General features: G+C 42.0%; 17 protein-coding genes, 1 tRNA gene and 1 other RNA gene. 2 read left to right on the top strand and 17 right to left on the bottom strand.

The window, feature by feature from the left end; all coding sequences use genetic code 11:
* Positions 1-885: 885 nt before the first annotated feature.
* From H3302_RS04200 to rppH, 12 genes are all read right to left on the bottom strand, one after another.
* Positions 886-960 (bottom strand) — tRNA-Arg (locus tag H3302_RS04200).
* Between the two features lie 132 nt (positions 961-1,092).
* On the bottom strand, positions 1,093-1,758 hold the full coding sequence (locus tag H3302_RS04195) for a FlgO family outer membrane protein (protein ID WP_036970385.1): 666 nt from the start codon (positions 1,756-1,758) through the stop codon (positions 1,093-1,095).
* A gap of 8 nt (positions 1,759-1,766) precedes the next feature.
* Positions 1,767-2,444 (bottom strand): FlgO family outer membrane protein, encoded by a 678-nt coding sequence (locus H3302_RS04190; protein WP_036970388.1) that lies wholly within the window; start codon positions 2,442-2,444, stop codon positions 1,767-1,769.
* Positions 2,445-2,458: 14 nt separating this feature from the next.
* Complete coding sequence (locus H3302_RS04185; RefSeq protein ID WP_036970392.1) at positions 2,459-3,052, bottom strand: FlgO family outer membrane protein; 594 nt, start codon at positions 3,050-3,052, stop codon at positions 2,459-2,461.
* Between the two features lie 67 nt (positions 3,053-3,119).
* Positions 3,120-3,710 carry a hypothetical protein gene (locus H3302_RS04180; protein ID WP_182396181.1) on the bottom strand — a complete coding sequence of 197 codons (591 nt, stop codon included), beginning with the start codon at positions 3,708-3,710 and terminating at the stop codon, positions 3,120-3,122.
* 76 nt (positions 3,711-3,786) lie between these two features.
* Complete coding sequence (locus H3302_RS04175) at positions 3,787-4,371, bottom strand: SPOR domain-containing protein (RefSeq protein WP_065978396.1); 585 nt, start codon at positions 4,369-4,371, stop codon at positions 3,787-3,789.
* A gap of 463 nt (positions 4,372-4,834) precedes the next feature.
* Positions 4,835-5,716, bottom strand: coding sequence for a UTP--glucose-1-phosphate uridylyltransferase GalU (galU, locus tag H3302_RS04170; RefSeq protein ID WP_065978397.1), 882 nt, complete (start codon positions 5,714-5,716; stop codon positions 4,835-4,837).
* Positions 5,717-5,742: 26 nt separating this feature from the next.
* Positions 5,743-6,594: a thymidylate synthase gene (locus H3302_RS04165; protein ID WP_036970397.1), complete on the bottom strand. Its 852-nt coding sequence runs from the start codon at positions 6,592-6,594 to the stop codon at positions 5,743-5,745.
* A gap of 13 nt (positions 6,595-6,607) precedes the next feature.
* On the bottom strand, positions 6,608-7,411 hold the full coding sequence (gene lgt, locus H3302_RS04160) for a prolipoprotein diacylglyceryl transferase (RefSeq protein WP_036970400.1): 804 nt from the start codon (positions 7,409-7,411) through the stop codon (positions 6,608-6,610).
* 14 nt (positions 7,412-7,425) lie between these two features.
* A complete protein-coding gene (locus H3302_RS04155; protein ID WP_036970403.1) occupies positions 7,426-8,235 on the bottom strand; it encodes a sulfite exporter TauE/SafE family protein in 810 nt (269 codons plus the stop codon).
* Positions 8,236-8,310: 75 nt separating this feature from the next.
* Positions 8,311-10,587 carry a phosphoenolpyruvate--protein phosphotransferase gene (gene ptsP, locus H3302_RS04150; RefSeq protein WP_036970406.1) on the bottom strand — a complete coding sequence of 759 codons (2,277 nt, stop codon included), beginning with the start codon at positions 10,585-10,587 and terminating at the stop codon, positions 8,311-8,313.
* A gap of 36 nt (positions 10,588-10,623) precedes the next feature.
* On the bottom strand, positions 10,624-11,142 hold the full coding sequence (gene rppH, locus H3302_RS04145) for an RNA pyrophosphohydrolase (RefSeq protein ID WP_036970409.1): 519 nt from the start codon (positions 11,140-11,142) through the stop codon (positions 10,624-10,626).
* Positions 11,143-11,682: 540 nt separating this feature from the next.
* On the opposite strand from rppH, the gene mutH reads away from it, so the two are divergent.
* Positions 11,683-12,354 carry a DNA mismatch repair endonuclease MutH gene (mutH, locus tag H3302_RS04140; RefSeq protein ID WP_036971710.1) on the top strand — a complete coding sequence of 224 codons (672 nt, stop codon included), beginning with the start codon at positions 11,683-11,685 and terminating at the stop codon, positions 12,352-12,354.
* A 106-nt stretch (positions 12,355-12,460) separates the two neighbouring features.
* Here the strand turns inward: mutH and nagP are convergent, their stop codons facing one another.
* The 5 genes from nagP to H3302_RS04115 form a co-directional block, all read right to left on the bottom strand.
* Positions 12,461-13,765, bottom strand: a complete 1,305-nt coding sequence (nagP, locus tag H3302_RS04135) for an N-acetylglucosamine MFS transporter NagP (RefSeq protein WP_182396180.1) — start codon at positions 13,763-13,765, stop codon at positions 12,461-12,463.
* Positions 13,766-13,977: 212 nt separating this feature from the next.
* Entirely contained in the window at positions 13,978-15,144 is a 1,167-nt protein-coding gene (locus tag H3302_RS04130) for an FAD-dependent monooxygenase (protein ID WP_182396179.1), read from the bottom strand.
* Positions 15,141-16,322 carry a 2-octaprenyl-6-methoxyphenyl hydroxylase gene (ubiH, locus tag H3302_RS04125; RefSeq protein WP_065978399.1) on the bottom strand — a complete coding sequence of 394 codons (1,182 nt, stop codon included), beginning with the start codon at positions 16,320-16,322 and terminating at the stop codon, positions 15,141-15,143. Before ubiH ends, H3302_RS04130 begins: the two co-directional genes overlap by 4 nt.
* A 15-nt stretch (positions 16,323-16,337) precedes the next feature.
* Positions 16,338-17,657, bottom strand: a complete 1,320-nt coding sequence (pepP, locus tag H3302_RS04120; RefSeq protein WP_065978400.1) for a Xaa-Pro aminopeptidase — start codon at positions 17,655-17,657, stop codon at positions 16,338-16,340.
* 20 nt (positions 17,658-17,677) lie between these two features.
* Positions 17,678-18,241 carry a UPF0149 family protein gene (locus tag H3302_RS04115; RefSeq protein ID WP_036970422.1) on the bottom strand — a complete coding sequence of 188 codons (564 nt, stop codon included), beginning with the start codon at positions 18,239-18,241 and terminating at the stop codon, positions 17,678-17,680.
* A gap of 194 nt (positions 18,242-18,435) precedes the next feature.
* Between H3302_RS04115 and ssrS the strand changes: the two genes are divergently transcribed.
* Positions 18,436-18,619: non-coding RNA, 6S RNA (gene ssrS, locus H3302_RS04110), on the top strand.
* Positions 18,620-18,681: the final 62 nt, after the last annotated feature.

Here is an 18,681-nt window from a genome sequence, read left to right as displayed (position 1 = left end):
TCACTAATCCGCTTTCGAAAGTTCACCTTGATTATAAATAAATATTTACACTAAAAATGAACATATCGTACTAAACTTTCTTGAAAAAGAGTTGTTTGAGTGGTGTTCAAAATCGGTGAACATGTCTGCTCTCTAAGACTTTTTGGCCTACTAATAAATAGGTTTGGCAGTTGAAATTGAGATAAAAATAAATGCGACAATCTTTGTCTGTATTTATTCTTTTACTCTGCCATTCACTATGAGTATAAACAACCCGTTCGTATTCATGTTCAAGTTAACTTAACCAGAGCTAATTCTTAACTAGAATTATACAAACTTTATGTGAAACATCAGCAACGTTTCAATTTATCAAACGGAACTTGAAGACTATAAGGAAACGGCATCTGTCAAGTAATGATAGAGCCCCCTCTTTGGTTTAGGTTGAATCTCACTACTGTGTAAGCACATAGACTGAGAACTGCCTCTTGCTGGACTATCCTTGTACAATAATAAAAGCGACTCAATGAGAAGCTAAAAGCTATTTACTCAAGACGTGAGCGCAATTATAGTACAGCCGAAGCAAGCTACGTTAACAGGTCAATCCCAAAAATAATTTCAAATTTTTGACCAAAATACTAAAGAAAACTGAGTATTAAAAATGTATTTATAATATTGTCCATCAATTTTCAATTCGACTTGCAGCTGTTTCCTTAAGTTAATACTAAGTCATTTACCTACCATATTGTCATGTAAGTAACTATAACGATCATATTTAAGTGACAAAACACTTTATCTTCTACTGTTACGAGTAGCAGAATTCCCTTAAATAAGAACACTATGATGATGAATAAGAAGATTTTCTGATATTTAGGTTAATAAATAGGTACTAAAACTTACAGGAATTATTGGTAGCCCCTACAGGAATCGAACCTGTAACTGCCCCTTAGGAGGGGGCCGTTATATCCATTTAACTAAGAGGCCACACTTGCACTGGGTTTTCTAGTGATGGTCACTAGCGGTATGCAACTCGTAAAATTATAACGGGCTAAGGCTTTGGTAATCAAGAGATTATACCAACCGACTACGGTTTTAGCCGGTTGGTATTAATTTTTGTTAGTTTAGCTGGGCTGTTGCCGACTGTATCGACTCATTTTGCAGCACAAAGTACGGGATTACTTTGTTTGAGGTGGCGACAACTTGCTTGGTGGTTAAGTTGATCACGCGGGCATTCACTTCAACGCCACTGGGGCGATAAATTAAGGTACCCGCTAACACATGACTTGCAATTCGGCGCTTGGTTAATTCGTTGATATCGCGTGAAAAAACAAAATCACCTGTTTTATCAATAACCACACTATCGCGCGTCTTAAAATCAATAACACCGTAACCAAATTTTTGCAGTTGATGATACAAGGTTTCTGCCACTTGATTACCAAGTTGGTTACTTTGTTGTAGGCTTTCATTTAAATCGACAAACGAGGTCACGGCTATGCCAAGCTCAGACTCTTGTTGCATGGTGTCGGCTATATCAAGCGCCATTTGCTCAACATAGTTGCCTAACGTTTTATAATGCTGATAAGGCTTAAATTGGCGACTATTGGTTTGTAACTCTGATTCATTTTGCTGCTGAGCAAGTAGCATCATGGTGTTTATATCATAGTTAGTTGGCGCGTTGCTCGCAGTCTGGTTGCTTGGCTCAGGCGCTTGGCTAAGTAACTCACACCCAGATAAACTGAGTGTGATAGCGGCGGTTAATGCAACAAGTTTAAACTTGCTCATAGCTTACCTCACTCACTCGCTTGTTTAAGCATAATACCGTCGGTCCGGTTGCTACTATCAAGAGCATCAACCACTGACTGCGGAATAAAGCCTTGTGCCGAGCCAACCACAGCTTTGCTGGCAAGCCCAATAATACGTGCATTTACCAACACACCACCTTGGTGGTTTACTAACGTGCCTGCAAGTACGTAATTAAAGTTTTGATCTTGACTCAACTCTAAATAATCACGGCTAAACACAAAATCACCGCTTGGGGTTACACGAATGTAGTCTGTGGTTTTAAAATCAACAACAGGCACACCAAACGTATGCAGTTCGTGCATGAAGCTTTCGGCAATTTGATTACCTAGTAAGCTCGATGTGTTGTATTGATCATCTAAAAAGATGAAACTCGATACGGCAAGGGGTGTTTTATCACTAACGTATTGAAGATTTTGTGCCATGTCTTGCATTAATCCACGTACATAATGATTTATATTTTTGCGCGTAGGGGCTGCGGTAAAGGTGGTGTTATTTTTAACGGCCTGACTACTTTGATAAACCGACACATTTGTTTGTGGTGCGGCAACCGCGCGCTCACTGCGGGTAAGCTGTGGCTCTTTGGTGTCTATCGTTTGTGAGGGTGACATCATTTGTGCGCAGCCGAACCCTAATGGTAAACATAAGCTGAGTAGTAAACGTCTCATGAGTGGACTCCTAATTAGTATTCACTGCGGTAGATCATGCCACCGCGCTGCTGAACTTTTTCACTTCCCCACATTACATTAATGGGGATCTCGGTACTGGCTGCAGACACGATCCGCTGATCGGCTGCATCCACTAAACGGGCATTAACAATATAGGCATGTTGTTGCCGCGTTAAGGTGCCGGTGATCACAAAGTCAATATTCTGACGTTGGCGCAAATTTTTTGTATTTCTGCTTAACATACTATCGGCAGATGATTGTAAATTTAAATTATTTTCTAATCGGTACTCAATGGTATGGTAACCAAGCTGAGCAAATTGCGTCATTAAGCTTTCTTGAATTTGTTGACTAAGCCCTGCCCCCTGACCTTCTGCAAGGCCCGAATCAAGTGCATCAGCCAAGTAAAAGCTGGTTACAGCAATGCGTGCATTACTTTTAAAAGCCCCTTGAATTCGGCTTAATTGCGAACTTAAATCAGCCACATACTGGTGTACCGTATAAGGAGCCATTACGGCTTTTGGTGCTGCTGTACTTACCACTGGTTTTGGCTCTTCAGAGAGCTTACAACCCGCTAAGCTTAAAAATATTAATGACACTAGTAGACGCATAATTGCCATCCCATATCGAACATGGTTAATTAAAAGCAATAACTGTGCCTACTTAGTATAAATCGTTTTAGCGACGTGATAAGTCGAGTGGTTCGCCTAAAAAAGGCGCGGTTAAACAGTGCTGTTGTAGCTGTTTAGCAAGGTAACAAAACACGGTTGCTTCGTTATAGTTAGCAAACGGGCCAACACGCAGTGCATACCGTGTTTGTGATTTTGTGGGGCGTTCTAAAAATACAAACTCTAGTTTATCAAATGCACCGGGATACTGTTTTTTCATTATTAACACTTGGCGCTTAATTTGGCTTGGGTCTAAATACACTCCAAGCTGAGCCCCAGCAGGCGCCTGAGCATTTCGCGCTACGGCATCATTGTAAGTTATTGACGCGTTATCGGAATGAGTTTGATCACTCTCAGATGCTTTAGAGAGCATTTGCACGTCTGGCTTACTATTGAGTTCGGCCGTTATAATGCGTAAATCATTTTCCATTTCGGTTAAACGGGCAATACTTTGCTGCTGTGATTGATATTGAGCCGCAAATTGCTGTATTTGTTGCTCTGTATATAGCGGCTCTGGTTGCTGTTGCAGCAACATACATGCAGGCAACAGACTTACACTGGCAGTAATTAATAAGTGTTTGAACAACGTTGAAATTGACATATTTATCATCAGCTAAAAAAAACAGAACTTAAGCACAGCAAATAAAATGCCAGCTTTTAGCCTTTATATCAGCACGCTATAGGTAAATGCGATTATCGGTATAATTACTTACCCAACAATCAAGCCCTTGGCGCTTAATGGCTTCACAATCAGCGGTTGCGTTTTTAAGGTATTTATAGCCACCAAATTTTAAACGGTAATAGGTATTTTGATTAACATCAGCCACTTCAACATTTAATAGCGGTTTGCCCTGAAAAACCTCGGGGGCTAAGGCCTTCATTTTTTTAAATGTAATAGCTAAGTTTTTTTCTGAATTTACTGCAACAAGCTGTAATGCAAAACTGTATTCAGGTTTAACCTGTTCGCTGCTCTTACGCTCGTCTGATTTAGCCATAGAATCTGGCTCTTCTTTAGTAGGCAGCCCAGCTGCAGGTAACGCGCTATCTGTGCTCTCTGCGCCATCTGTGCTTAGCTCAGGCAGCGATTGCACGTTTGCTAATAGGCTTTGCTCATTGGCCTGAACATTCATTGACTGAAATAGATGACTAAACGACAAAAAATTAAATAATGTGGTAGGTAATGAATGGTTACTACAACCCGATACAACAAACAGCACCATTAGGCACGCGCTGTAACGCAACGGTTTTAAGCAATATTTCATAAGCAGGATTCTTAAACGTACCATTATATTTGCTTCTTAATCTGAGAAGACCGTTTGTTAGTACTTACCTGCCTGTAAAAAGCCTGAAATATCGTTTAGATATTAAACAAGAAAACACTAACAAATTGCTTTTTTATTATTATATTTTCAGTACAGTGCTTCTACTAACTGCAATAAAAACTTAGTAGCACCCTCAGCTTAAGTTTTCATATACGACAACCTAAAGCAGTAAAAATCCGTTTCATTATAGGTATTTTTATGAGTATAGCTTAATTAGCTATTCTACAGTGGGTAACTAAGCACTTTTCTGTAATAACTATCTTAGCAATCTGCTAATACAAAGGTATATCAGAAAAGTCCTTAATTAGGTAATAATCGACAATTGTGGATGACATGTAAATAACAAAAAAGTGCCATATAGGCACTTTTTTTACATCATTTTTAACTAATCAAATAGAATTGATTATTTAACCAGCGTTTTTATGAAGTCGGTGAGCTCATCTTTAAATTCATCGCGTCGTAATGAAAACTCAACAATCGCTTTTAAATAGCCTATTTTGCTACCACAGTCATGGCTTTTCCCTTTCATTGAGTAGGCATCAACGGTTTCTTTTTCCATTAACATTGCAATCGCGTCTGTTAACTGAATTTCATCGCCTGCCCCTGCTGGGGTTTTTGCAAGAAGTGGCCAAATGTTTTTACTTAATACATAACGACCAACCACGGCGAGGTTTGAAGGCGCTTGATCAATTGGCGGCTTTTCAACCATATTTAAAATAGCGGCACTTTCACCTTGTTTAATTTTCGCATCACCTAGGTCAACCACACCAAACTTATCAACTTCGTTAAGTGGCACAGGCTCAACCATAATTTGGCTTTGACCAGTACTTTCAAAGCGTCCAATCATCTCTGCAAGGTTGTCTTTTTTTAGATCGCTCGCCACATCGTCAATAATCACATCGGGTAAAATAACCACAAACGGTTCATTACCAATGATTGGCGCAGCACAGTTAATTGCGTGGCCTAACCCCTTCGCTTCACCTTGGCGTACTTGAATAATCGTGACATCTTTAGGACAAATAGACTGTACTTCTGCAAGTAGTTGACGTTTAACACGCTTTTCTAATGTTGCTTCTAACTCAAAGCTCGTATCAAAGTGGTTTTCAATAGAATTCTTACTTGAATGCGTCACTAATACGATTTCTTTAATTCCCGCTGAAATCGCCTCATTAACCACATATTGAATCAAAGGGCGGTCAACGATAGGTAACATTTCCTTTGGAATCGCTTTTGTTGCAGGCAACATACGCGTGCCAAGACCAGCAACTGGGATCACTGCTTTCATTGATTTCTCCTTAAACTTTTTTCTTTTTACACTGAAAACGGATACTTAATTGCATCGTGACACTGATAACCTTCTACTTCAAAATCGTCTTTTGTGACCCAAGTTTCAATGTCTTCAAGTGATTTAATATTTGGATTTATTTTTAGTGTAGGTGATGCAAATGGCTCACGCTTGAGCTGTACATCACGCATTAACTCTAACTGATTTTCGTAAATATGTGCATTTGCTATTTTATGATACGCCTTTCCGGGCTTGTGTCCGGTGATTTGTGCAACCAACGCTAATAACACAAAACATTGAATTTGATTAAAATTCAAACCCAGTGGCACATCACAACTACGTTGATACGAGGTTAAGTATAGAGTATCACCCAGTAATGAAAAAGTGTGCGTATGCATACACGGACGTAAACAACCTAGCTCAAACTCGCCCGGATTATAAAACGTGACAATTTCACCTCGGTCATCAATGCCGTTAGATAAGTTAGTAATTACCTTTTTAAGTTGATCAAGGTGTGTACCATCTGGGCGCTGCCAGCTACGGCCTTGTACGCCGTACACACGGCCCATATCATCTTCACCACGTCGATGCGGGTTTTCGAGCCAAGCTTTATTTTCGTTCGCGTTGGCATTCCATGTCATGCAACCGATATCACGAAACTGTGCCGCACTGTCGTAACCACGAAGATAGCCTAACAACTCTGCAATGGCTGCTTTATAAAAGCTTTTACGTGTTGTTATAAGCGGAAACTTATTGTTTGCTACATCGTACTCAAGGTCAGCATTAATAACGGTTAAACATTTGGTGCCTGTACGCTTATTTTCGACCCACACGCCTTCATCAACAATGCGTTGACATAAATCTAAATACTGTTTCATTGACTTGCTCTTATTATGCTTTGCTTGCAACGCGTCGTTGCGGCTTCATGTAGGCCCATATTAACAAACCAAGGCCCCCAAATACCATTGGCAGCGAGAGTATTTGTCCCATTGAAATCACACCTGCAAATAGACCTAAATGCGCGTCTGGCTCACGGAAATACTCAACAACAAATCTAAATACGCCGTAGCCTAATAAAAATAAACCGGCGACACTCCCTGCTGGGCGTGGCTTTTTAATAAACCATTGCAAAATTAAAAATAGCACCAAGCCTTCTAAAAATGCTTCGTATAGTTGTGACGGATGGCGTGGTTCTGGCCCACCGGTAGGGAAAATAAACGCCCAAGGTACATCGGTTACGCGTCCCCATAACTCACCATTAATAAAGTTACCTATGCGGCCGGCTAGTAGGCCCAATGGCACTAATGGCACCACAAAATCGCCGACCTCTAACAATGATTTTTTACGTGTCCAGGCAAAGACCATAATTGCGGTAATAACCCCCAGTGTGCCGCCATGGAATGACATGCCACCTTGGTCTATTCTGAATAAATAAAACGGGTTTTCAATAAAATAACTAAACTGATAAAACAACACATAGCCAATACGCCCACCGAGTATTACCCCGAGCATACCGTAAAATAATAAGTCGCTTACTTGCTCTTTCGTCCACCCAGAATTAGGTTTTGCAGCTTGACGGTTTGCCAGCCACATAGCTAAAGCAAAGCCAATTAAATACATTAAACCGTACCAACGTACGCTGAGCGGTCCTACCGAAAAAATAACCGGATCTATCTCTGGAAATTGAAGAGCCATAAAAATAAAAACCTTTAACTAAACACCATTTTAAGCGCAATTATGACAAGTAATAGCGCGAATACTTTTTTTATTGTTGCCACAGGTAAATAATGCGTCGCTTTTGCACCATAAGGAGCAATTAATGACGACGTGACAACGATGCCGACTAATGCGGGTAAATAAACAAATCCGGCAAAACCATCACTAAAGGAGGTTACTTGCCAACCTGCAGACACATAACCAACCGAGCCAAACAGCGCAATGACAATACCACATGCTGCGGCACAACCAATGGCCTTTTTAATATCGACAGAGAAATAATGCAGCAAAGGCACAATAAGTGCACCGCCACCAATACCAATCAGTCCTGATAACGCCCCCATTATTGCACATAAAAAGCCAATTACGGGACCTGAGGGCAATGGTTTTTCACTTGCAGCCTTGGTACGTGTAGATAACACCATGCGTAACGCGATAAACACCACACTCGTGGCAAAAACTAAACGTAATAACTGCTCAGGAATAAAACTCGCCGCAAAGCCACTCACAAGTGCACCAATACCTACACCGGTCATGACCCAAGGAGCAATTTCCCACGGCACATTAGCATTACGATGATGAGCCAACGCTGAAGAGGTAGACGTAAAAATAATGGAAGCAAGTGAGGTGGCTATGGCAATAACTAATACATGGCTTGAGTCAGCAACATTAAATGATACCAACATGGCGCTCAGTACAGGCACAATAATTAAGCCACCACCAATGCCTAGCAGACCGGCTAAAAACCCTACTACACTGCCTAAAATAGCGCAGTACACCATTAAAAGTATTACGTCATACATAGCACACTCATATATTCAGTTTGTTATATGTATATACTAAACGAATATATAAACGCTTCACAGTACAATTTACTCTCATGCTTGCCCTTGGCTAGGGGTATAAAATAACTCACCCAATTGGTGCTCTATCATAAAGTTACGCGTGAGCCTCAATACTTGCTTAGCGGTAGGCTGCAATAAACATTCGCTAAGCAGCTCCTCCATATCGCTCACTTTTAAGCGACGTAGCACAAATTTAATTTTACTGATTGATGAAAGGTTCATACTTAAGCGACGATACCCCATGGCGATTAGTAATAATGCCCCTTCTGGGTCACCACCAAGCTCACCACATAAACTAAAGGGTAATTCATGGTTTTGGCACTCTTGAGCAACTTTAAGTAGCACTCGCAGCACACTAGGATGATAGGGGTTAAAGAGCTCTGCAACACGCGCATTAGAGCGATCAACGGCCAGCATATATTGAGTTAAATCATTGCTACCCACAGAGCAAAAGTCGACTTTTTGTGACCACTCTTCAAGCATGAATATACTTGAAGGGACCTCTAACATAATGCCAATTTCTGGGCGGTCAATGGCTTGCTCTGGGTATTGTTCTTCTAGTTCGAACAGCGCTTGTTCAACTAACTTAATTGACTCGTCGACTTCTTCAGAGCCACTGATCATGGGTAACATTATTCTAAGGTTACCTAAACCGATATTGGCCTTTAACATCGCTCTGAGTTGATCTAAAAATAGTTCAGGATGATCCAAGGTGACGCGAATACCCCGCCACCCTAAGAAAGGATTCTCTTCTGTGATATTAAAGTAGTCTAATACTTTATCACCGCCGATATCTAAGGTGCGCATTACCACAGGATTCGGGTGATAGCTGGTAAGCACTTCTCGGTACCACTTTTCTTGCTCCGACTGCGAAGGAAATTGCCCCTTTTGCATAAACCAGGCTTCGGTACGATACAAACCCACTCCATCACAAAACAGTTTGTTGTCTTGCTCTGTGTTTAATTCAAGGCCTGCATTTAACAATAAGCTAATGTGCTCGCCATCTAAGGTGACCGCATCTAGGTTCTGCTCTGCGACGAAACGATCATTCAGTAATGTTTCTTGGTATTTTAATTGGCTGTATTCATCGTGGAGCATTTGCGAAGGTGAGATATATAAACGCCCTGCGTAGGCATCTAAAATCATCGGCTTACCTTCAAATTGCAGTAAGGGAACGTCTTCAATACCCCAAATAGCGGGTATCCCCATTGCTCGCGTTAATATTGACGCATGGCTGTTTGCTGCCCCATTTACACTCACCACCCCCGCTAAATGCCCTTTGGGCACTTCGGCAAGCATGGCAGGTGTTAGCGTACTGGCAATTAAAATGGTGTCTTTAGGGTAAGGTTTTGCCGCATGCTCGGTATTAACTAAGTGGTGTAAAACACGCAAACCAATGTCTTTAACATCTACTGCGCGCTCTTTTATGTATGGATCTTGCATGGCGTTAAACTGCGCCACCAGCTTTTCGATAACTATTTTTAATGCGCTTTTTGCACTCCAGCCTTGTTGAAGTTGCTCTTCAACATTTTTGCCTAGGCTTTTTGCATCAAGTAGTTGCTGATACACATCGAATACCGCAAGCGCTTCTTGCGGAATCGAATCACTTAATGTCATTGATAACGTATTAAACTCGTTGCGTGTTGCCGCAACAGCCTGCGTAAATAATTTACGTTGCGTACTTATGTCATCGTCTTTTTGCAACTCAATCGATTTAAAATCGAGTTTAGGCAACACCACAAAAGCTTCACCAATGGCAATACCCGGCGCGCTCGATACCCCTTTGAGTACCGAAGTCTGATGCGAGAATTCATCAAGCCTTAAAATCTCTTTGATCTCGGCATGCGCAAGCTGCGATGCAAGTTGTGCCGAAAGAGTAATTAAAAAAGATTCTTCATCGGGACTAAAAACACGCGCTAACTTTTGCTGAACTACAATAACGCCCAGCACTTTTTTTTGATGCACCACAGGCACAGATAAAAACGCGTTATAGCCTTCTTCATTAACTTCTGGAGAGAGTTTAAAGCGAGGGTGTGATTTAGCGAACGCTATATTAATTGGCTCTTCGCGTTGCGCCACTAAGCCAACTAAGCCTTCGGTAAAACCAATTCTAAACTTACCCACAGCATCTGGGTTAAGTCCTTGCGTGGCCATTAATACAAAGTTGTCTTGGCTATAATCAGCAAAGTAAATTGAGCAGCACTGTGTTTGCATGGCATCTTTTACCATTTGCACAAAACACGCTAAGGCACTGTTTAAGTCCGCTTGTTGCGACACAGCCTCAGCAATTGATCTGAGCGTGGCTAACATGATGCTGCTCCTTTCATTTAGTTGATAAAGTTGCCCTTATCGCTTTTGTCGCCAATTATCTTTATGTTGTTCTCGTTTATTAAACGGCATTGCAAACGGGGCAAACTCTTTCATTACACGACGGTAAACATCGCGCTTGAATGACACAACTTGCCTCACCGGATACCAATAGCTCACCCATCGCCAGTCATCAAACTCTGGATGATGAGTTTTAAGTAAGTTTACATCTTCGTCTTTACAACGTAATTTCAGTAAAAACCATTTTTGTTTTTGCCCAATGCACACAGGACTTGAGTCTCTGCGAATTAAACGCTTGGGTAATTTGTAGCGTAACCAATGTTTTGAACTTGCGACGATCTCGACGTCTTCAGGAAGCAAGCCCACTTCTTCGTGTAATTCTCGGTACATGGTTTGCTCTGCTGTTTCACCATCATCGACACCACCTTGGGGAAATTGCCAAGAGTGCTGACCATAACGTCGAGCCCAAAATACTTGTCCCTGATTATTGCAAATTACAATTCCGACATTGGCACGAAAACCTTCGGCATCAATCACCTTAGTGCCTCATTTGTAAGTCGATTTTTATTGATTGTTCCACATAACCTGCGATACAGCAAACACTTTACACCTTCGCCGAAACCAGATTTGAAATTAGCATTTTAACAAGCGCTTTTAATCAATATGTTAGAAAGCAATTATTACGAAAATACGCGCTTTTAATAAAATAGTAGTTTACAACCGTATTTTTCTCACCTTACCCACAGCTTGTGCATAACTTTTGTAAATCATGCTTATTTTGCAAACAAATCCACAATAGCCAGTTCAAAAAAGCACTTTCTCCACAGAAACTGTGGATAAACATGTTCATATATCTGTATTTATACAAACAACTGTCTAATTAATACAACAGCCAAAAATCAAACACCGACAAAAGTCATTAAATTTCAATAGATTAAGATGTTATTCCCACAAAACAAATTGACTATTTTTAACTCACTTTCAACATGCGCAAAAAACACCCAAATACAAAGATATCCACGGCAATGCGCATTTGTTATCATGTTAAGGTTAATAACACAATCAAATAAACGCCGTATGCGACCACTAAAACCAAGCTCAATCAACGAATTAATGCAACGCGTGAATGCAATAGCGGGGCTTACACTCGGCCAGCTTGCAGAGCAGTACCAATTTAAAACACCCGATGACTTGCTGCGTGAAAAAGGCTGGACCGGTCAGCTTATTGAATATGTATTAGGGGCAACCGCGGGCTCGAAACCCACTCCTGATTTTGAAGAGCTTGGTATTGAGTTAAAAACCTTGCCTATTTCGTTTAAGGGTAAACCCTTAGAGACAACTTTTGTCTCTGTTACGCCGTTATTGAACGTAACAGGTCTTACATGGCAGCAAAGTACGGTGCGTAAAAAGCTCAATCATGTGTTGTGGTTACCGATTTTGGGAGAACGCGAAATTCTGCCATTTAATCGTACCATTGGCAGTGGTTTTTTATGGCAACCCAGTGCTGAGCAAGATGCACAGTTGCAACGTGACTGGGAAGAGCAAATGGAACTTATCGCGCTGGGTCGTATCGATGAAATTTCGGGACACTTGGGTGATGTCATGCAAATAAGACCAAAAGCGGCTAACAGTAAAGCGCTTACTGATGCTATTGGGCCAAATGGGCATGTGATCCAAACCCTGCCTCGCGGCTTTTATTTAAAAACAAGCTTTACCGGCGAGATTTTAAAACGCCAATTTCAGCTGTAAGGGTCGCAACTCTTTGTATTTATATGCGGTTTGTCGTGCTAACTCGTAAAAAAGCCGCGATGATGGTCGTCGCGGCTTTGTTCTAACTTGAATTCTTAACGTATTGTTATTTCCAACTTTTCATCTTATGGCCTTTAAGAGCATAAAATAAAATGAATAGATAACTTGGGATCATAACAATATACGCACCTTGCGCGCCCAGCCCTGCTACGTTACCTAAACCAATCAGCAGCGGACCTAAAGCACCACCTGCAATACCCATGATCAACAACCCCGATGCAGTGCCAGTTAAGCGGCCTAAACCCGCCAATGCTAATGGCCAAATTGCAGGCCACACCATCGCATTCGCAAAACCAAGTATCGCGATACACAATAAAGGATCGGGGAGTTCAGGGCCTCCAAATGGCACAAGTAATAGATTAGAAATAATAAACGAGTCATTGCTACCAAATACCACCAGTAGCACGGTGATTATGCCTGCGATACCCGACATTAATAGCGCTGTTTGCTGGCTCATAAAACGTGGGATAGTTGCAATACCTATCGCGTAGCCAATCAACATACACGCCATTGTGTACGAAGTCATAACGGAGTAATCAGCAACGCCAATTTGCAAAGCGTAAGAGCCAATCGTATCGGCAGCAATCACTTCAACTGCGACATACAAAGCAATACCCACAACACCTAGAACAAGGTGCGGATGAGCAAGTGTTTCTTTTAACTCACCTTTACCATTTGATGACTCGCCTTCGTCAAACACTAAATCTGGAAGAGGCGCAAATTTTGCGAACGCAGCAAATAACATAATAAGACCCGCAATTAATACATACGGCATAATTAAGCTATTGGCCATAATGTCTTTTTGCTCTTGCGACAGTTTACCCGCACCATCGACTACACCGCTTACAACGACCGCAGCAAAGATCACCGGTACGATAACTCCAGCAAACTTATTCAATAAGCCCATAATACATACACGCACCGCGGCTGATTTTTCAGAGCCCATTTTTACTACATAGGGGTTAACAGCCGTTTGAAGAATTGTTTGACCTACACCTATCATAAGCTGTGCAAATAAAAATATTTCGATCATTTGCAGTTTCGCGGCAGGAATATACATTAACGCCGACAGTGCCATGACAGCACAGCCAATCGCCATTCCATTTTTATAACCAACGCGTCTTATGAGCATCGCTGAGGGAATACCTGCAACAGTAACCGCAATATAAAACGAAGAAATAATAAACGAAGCTTGTAACGGCGACAGCTCAAGCATTTGCTGCAAAAATGGTGTAATTGCACCATTAAGCCACGTTATACACCCCAGAATAAAAAACATTGATCCTGCCAATACCATTGGCAGCCAAATGCTTTGTTTTGTGTTGTTGTCACACTCAACCGTTGCTTCCATAATTTTTCTCAACTAGTTATTTTAATTAATTATTTTTATTTGGCTGGCTTTAAAACATCATTGTGCTGTTTAATTTCCATACCAATCACAAAAATTTAATCATACACTAACAAAAATGACAGCGCTATCATTTTGCATTCAGCTAAACGTAAAAAAGCCGTAACTAGCTGGCTAGTTACGGCTTTATTTAAATATTTACAACGGCTTAGTTATTACTTACCAATCGCTTCTTTTGCGAACAAGTGTTTAATTGGCCCCAAGTTATCAACAAGGCTAAGCCCCACACTTCGCACGAGCTTTTTAAGCGGATTAGCACCGGCAAATAACTCTTTTAGTCCTTGCATCATGGCAATGTGTTTTTGCGCATCAAGCTTACGGGTACGTTCATAATCACGCAGCGTGCGTGTACTTGCAAACTCACCCTGCTCATTGGTTAATAACTCAATCAGGTAAGCGGCATCTTTTAAGCCTAAGTTCATGCCAAGCCCGGCAAGTGGGTGAATAGTATGCGCTGCATCCCCCATTAACACGACTTTGCCCGACACCCACTGCTGTGCATAACGCATTTTGAGTGGAAACGCCATGCGCTCACTTTGAACTTCGCATAAACCGCATTGGCCATCCAGTGCAGCCAGTAGTGCTTTATTAAACTCGGTATCGTCAAGTGCTAGTAACTGCTCGCAGTGCACAGGGCTGGTTGACCACACAATCGAATGCGTGTGTTTATCAGGCAGCGGCAAAAACGCTAAAGGGCCGGTTGGTAAAAACACTTGGCGTGCTGTGTGATTATGCTCATCATCGGTTTTTACAGTCGCAACAATGGCATGATGATCATAATCTTTAAACGTAATTGGCATATTGAACTGCTTTCGAATCGCCGAGTTTGCTCCGTCGGCTGCTACCAGCAATTTAGCAATCACAGGCTCACCGCTTTCAAGTGTAATAAAGACATCGGACTCTGTTTGATGTATTTGTTGATAACGGGTTTCGAATAATAAGCTGGCATTACTTTGCTTTTCAAGTTCGCTAATTAAAGCGTAGCGAATAATGTCGTTTTCAACGATATGACCAAGCTGCGGTAAGTCGAGATCATTGTGATCAAAATGAATTTTGCCAAAGCTGTCTTTATCGCGTACATCCATCGAGGTATAAGGCGTGGCGCGTTGCTTAATGATTTCTGGCCACACATTCAGTGACTCAAACAAACTTTGGCTCGCCAAACTCAGCGCACTAACGCGAAGGCCGTACTCATCCCCCGGAAGCGCCTGCTTTTCACTGGCATCAATCACCACCACACTAATATTGGCTTTAGCTAAACCAAGTGCAAGCGTAAGGCCTACACAGCCACCGCCAACAATACAAACCTGTGCTTGTTTCATATCCGTTTACCTTGCTTAACTTGACCCATTAACTGTTTGGCTAACGGGGTTTTTAACGAGGAGAATAAATCCATTGAGAAAAGACCAATGCTACGACCAAGCGCAAGCATTCGCGATGAATTTGAAAATAACCGCACCAAGCTGTCAGTTAAAGTCATAACCGTGGCAATATCTTGACTACGCACTTGGCTATAGTAGCGGGTAAAAGCGTAATCACCTAAATCGCTGCGGTGCGCCATATCACAAAGTAGTTGCACATCACGTAAGCCTAAATTAAAGCCCTGCCCCGCAATGGGATGAATAGCATGACCAGCATTACCTATAAGTACAGTGCGATGGCTGCTTAGCGCATCTACTTTTCCATACACCAGCGGGTAGCTGGCACGCATACCAACTTTACTGAACGTGCCGGCACGATAGCCAAACGACTTTTGCAAGGCAGCTAAAAATGCATCATCTGAAAGCGCCATGTGCGCATCTATATGCTCAGGCTCCATGCACCATACTAACGAGTAACGGTTATTGCTCATGGGCAAAAGCGCCATCGGGCCATGCTCGGTAAAGCGTTCAAATGCGTGGTGATGATGACCACCCGCCACTTCAATATTGGCAATGATCGCGCCTTGCTGATAAGGGCGCGTATTAAACTCAATATTAGCCAGCTTTCGACTACTCGAATTAGCACCGTCGGCTATAACCACCAGTTTTGCACTCAGCTGTTCGCCCGAACTTAAAGTAACGTTCGCAGCATCGGCTTGGTACTCAAGTTTAGCAACCGTGTCAGGACAAAACAGGCTCACATCTGTGCGAGTTAACTGCTGGTGCAAGCTGCGACCAAATGGATTCACCTCAACGACATACCCAAGTGCATCTTGCGCATATTCATGGCAATCAATGTGGGTTTTACCAAAGTGACCACGGTCAGAAACCGTTACTTTTTCAATTGCAGCAGCAAATTGCGCTTGGCAATCAAATGCATTAATGGATTGTAAGTATTGAACCGATTGCTGAGCCAGTGCAATACTTCTATCATCAAAGCTTGGGTGATAGTTTGCACTTACTTCATTTGCTTCAATCACAGCGATTGATAACTGTTTATTGCTGTGTTTTAGGCCTAATGCACAACTTGCGCCAGCCAAACCACCGCCGATAATGACAACATCAAACTGCTCTGCCACGTTTGCTCCTAGCCTTTATTTGCCTTGCATCACTGCTTCAATGTCACTGATAGTTTTAGGTACTGAGAGTGTCAGGTTTTCATGACCCTCTTTTGTGACAAGTAAGTTATCTTCTATACGAATGCCAATACCTTTGTATTGCGCAGGTGCTTTGGCATCTTCGCTGATGTATAAACCGGGTTCGATAGTTAAGACCATTCCTGGCTCAAATACGCGCTCTTTTTCGTCAAGCTTGTATTCGCCTACATCATGCACATCAAGGCCTAACCAATGGCCAAGGCCATGCATATAAAACGCTTTACAGGCTTGGTTTGCCATTAGCTCATCAAGCTCACCCGTTAAAATACCCAAGTCAATTAAGCCTTGCGTTAATACCGTTGAAGCCAGTTCATTGGCTTTAGATAAACTACCACCGGGTTTCACTTGGCTAAATGCAGCCTCTTGCGCCGCAAGTACAATATTATAAAGCGCGGCTTGTGGCTCACTAAACTTGCCATTCACAGGGAATGTTCGAGTAATGTCTGCTGCATAACCCTCAAGCTCACACCCTGAATCAATCAGTACTAGGTCGCCCTCTTTTAGTTCGGCGTCGTTTTGTGTGTAATGCAGTATATTGGCGTTATCACCACTGCCAACAATGGTGCCATATGCTGGGTGGCGAGCACCATTCATTGCGTAGTGATGGTGCAGTTCTGCTTCTAGCTGATATTCAGTTGCGCCTGGTTTTGCAAATTGCATCGCACGAATATGGCCTTGCGCACTAATTTCACAAGCAGTGCGCATAATGTTTAGTTCAGCGTCAGATTTAAATAAACGCATTTCGTGTACTAGGCCACGAATATCTTTAATGGTGTGAGGCGCTTTGTAACCTTTTTTTGGTGCGCCACGAAGTGTGCTTAATAAGTCCCAAATTTTCGTATCAAAATGTGGGTAAGTGCCTTGTGCATAAAATAAAATCTGCTGGCCGTTCACCAAATCTAATAATTGTTCATCTAGTTCACTAAGTGGACAGGTTGCGTCGAATAAGTACTCAGACTTCGCTTTTTCGAAGCCAATTCGACGACCATGCCAAATTTCAGCTAATTTATCTTTATTGCGACAAATAAGCGTACTTGGCGTGTCACTTGATGGGCAAAGCACTAACACTGCATCGGGTTCGTTAAAACCCGTTAAGTAGAAAAAGTCACTGTCTTGGCGAAATGCGTATTCGGTATCACGACTGCGTGTAACTTCAGCAGCTGCAGGAATAATCGCGATGCTATTTTTGTCCATCATCGCAAGTAAACGCTCGCGACGGGCTTTAAATTCAGCTTTATCGATAGCAATAGACAACATGCTAAACCTCTGTAATTTAATTAGTGAAGGGTCTTTTTAGTGCTTTTATCTGTTTGCTCTTTACCGAGTTCAGCAAAACATAATAAGGCAGAAACGCGCACGTACTCGATCACCTCGTGTAGTGCTTGGCTGTCTTCTTCGGTTTCTTCGAATAAAGTATCCAAGCGAGTAATTTCGCTAAAATCGCTAATAACTTCTTTTACGTCCGCAGACAATTTGCCATAGTCTTTTTGCTTTAAACCGAAACCAAGCATAAAACCCGACACCCAAGACACTAGGCCGTTTGCTACGTCAACTAGGGTCTCGTCATCACTTGGCAAGAATAAATCGAACTGAAATTCATCGTCACCAAAACTCGCCACAACCTGTGTATATATAGTGGCAAAAAACGCTTTTAGATCGGTATTGAATGCTAAACCATCATTGAAAACATCGCTTAATAAGCCTAAATACTCGTCGGCTTCAATATTAATGCCACAAGCAAGTAAGCCACTTATTACGCCATGGGCTTCGGCGGGTGCGACAAAAATTTCATTTTTTTCTAATAGCAATTGCGCTTGCTGGTAATCAGGTAACGTGCTCATAACTTTTTCTTTGTTCGTCTCAGTAACGCCATGCTACCACTCGATAAATCGCAACTCCAATTAATTGTATGATTGAGGTCAAAAAGCAATCTGAAAAGTAAATGCCTCGTTAAAGGTGGGGAAAAACTACCCGAACGATCCGCTTTTTTGGTTTCTATGGTTTAATGATTGAAACTTGTCTTATATACTGAATATGTTCCCTAGGGTGTTGGAGCTTGGTTAAGTCCCTGAGCCGATAAATTTTATGTTAGGGTTTCTGTTCGTTTACTATTGTGCAAGCTCGGCATGTACCGAGAAGCCTACGGTAGACCGCAGATTCCCGCCCTGAAACCTCAAGGTTTCAGGACTGACACCGGGCACCGCATACTTGGGGAACACCTTCATTACTTCATGCTACGAGCTACGAGCTACGAGCTACGAGCTACGAGCTACGAGCTATC

Origin of the sequence: Pseudoalteromonas sp. MT33b, from assembly GCF_014117385.1 — a bacterium.
GTDB lineage: Bacteria > Pseudomonadota > Gammaproteobacteria > Enterobacterales > Alteromonadaceae > Pseudoalteromonas > Pseudoalteromonas lipolytica.
The sequence above is the reverse complement of the archived record's forward strand: the minus strand, read 5'-3'. Positions and strand labels throughout refer to the sequence as shown.

Coding starts and splice junctions, on each gene's coding strand:
- H3302_RS04195 (WP_036970385.1), bottom strand. CDS start 1,758: ATGAGCAAGTTTAAACTTGTTGCATTAACCGCCGCTATCACACTCAGT.
- H3302_RS04190 (WP_036970388.1), bottom strand. CDS start 2,444: ATGAGACGTTTACTACTCAGCTTATGTTTACCATTAGGGTTCGGCTGC.
- H3302_RS04185 (WP_036970392.1), bottom strand. CDS start 3,052: ATGCGTCTACTAGTGTCATTAATATTTTTAAGCTTAGCGGGTTGTAAG.
- H3302_RS04180 (WP_182396181.1), bottom strand. CDS start 3,710: ATGTCAATTTCAACGTTGTTCAAACACTTATTAATTACTGCCAGTGTA.
- H3302_RS04175 (WP_065978396.1), bottom strand. CDS start 4,371: ATGAAATATTGCTTAAAACCGTTGCGTTACAGCGCGTGCCTAATGGTG.
- galU (WP_065978397.1), bottom strand. CDS start 5,716: ATGAAAGCAGTGATCCCAGTTGCTGGTCTTGGCACGCGTATGTTGCCT.
- H3302_RS04165 (WP_036970397.1), bottom strand. CDS start 6,594: ATGAAACAGTATTTAGATTTATGTCAACGCATTGTTGATGAAGGCGTG.
- lgt (WP_036970400.1), bottom strand. CDS start 7,411: ATGGCTCTTCAATTTCCAGAGATAGATCCGGTTATTTTTTCGGTAGGA.
- H3302_RS04155 (WP_036970403.1), bottom strand. CDS start 8,235: ATGTATGACGTAATACTTTTAATGGTGTACTGCGCTATTTTAGGCAGT.
- ptsP (WP_036970406.1), bottom strand. CDS start 10,587: ATGTTAGCCACGCTCAGATCAATTGCTGAGGCTGTGTCGCAACAAGCG.
- mutH (WP_036971710.1), top strand. CDS start 11,683: ATGCGACCACTAAAACCAAGCTCAATCAACGAATTAATGCAACGCGTG.
- nagP (WP_182396180.1), bottom strand. CDS start 13,765: ATGGAAGCAACGGTTGAGTGTGACAACAACACAAAACAAAGCATTTGG.
- H3302_RS04130 (WP_182396179.1), bottom strand. CDS start 15,144: ATGAAACAAGCACAGGTTTGTATTGTTGGCGGTGGCTGTGTAGGCCTT.
- pepP (WP_065978400.1), bottom strand. CDS start 17,657: ATGTTGTCTATTGCTATCGATAAAGCTGAATTTAAAGCCCGTCGCGAG.
- H3302_RS04115 (WP_036970422.1), bottom strand. CDS start 18,241: ATGAGCACGTTACCTGATTACCAGCAAGCGCAATTGCTATTAGAAAAA.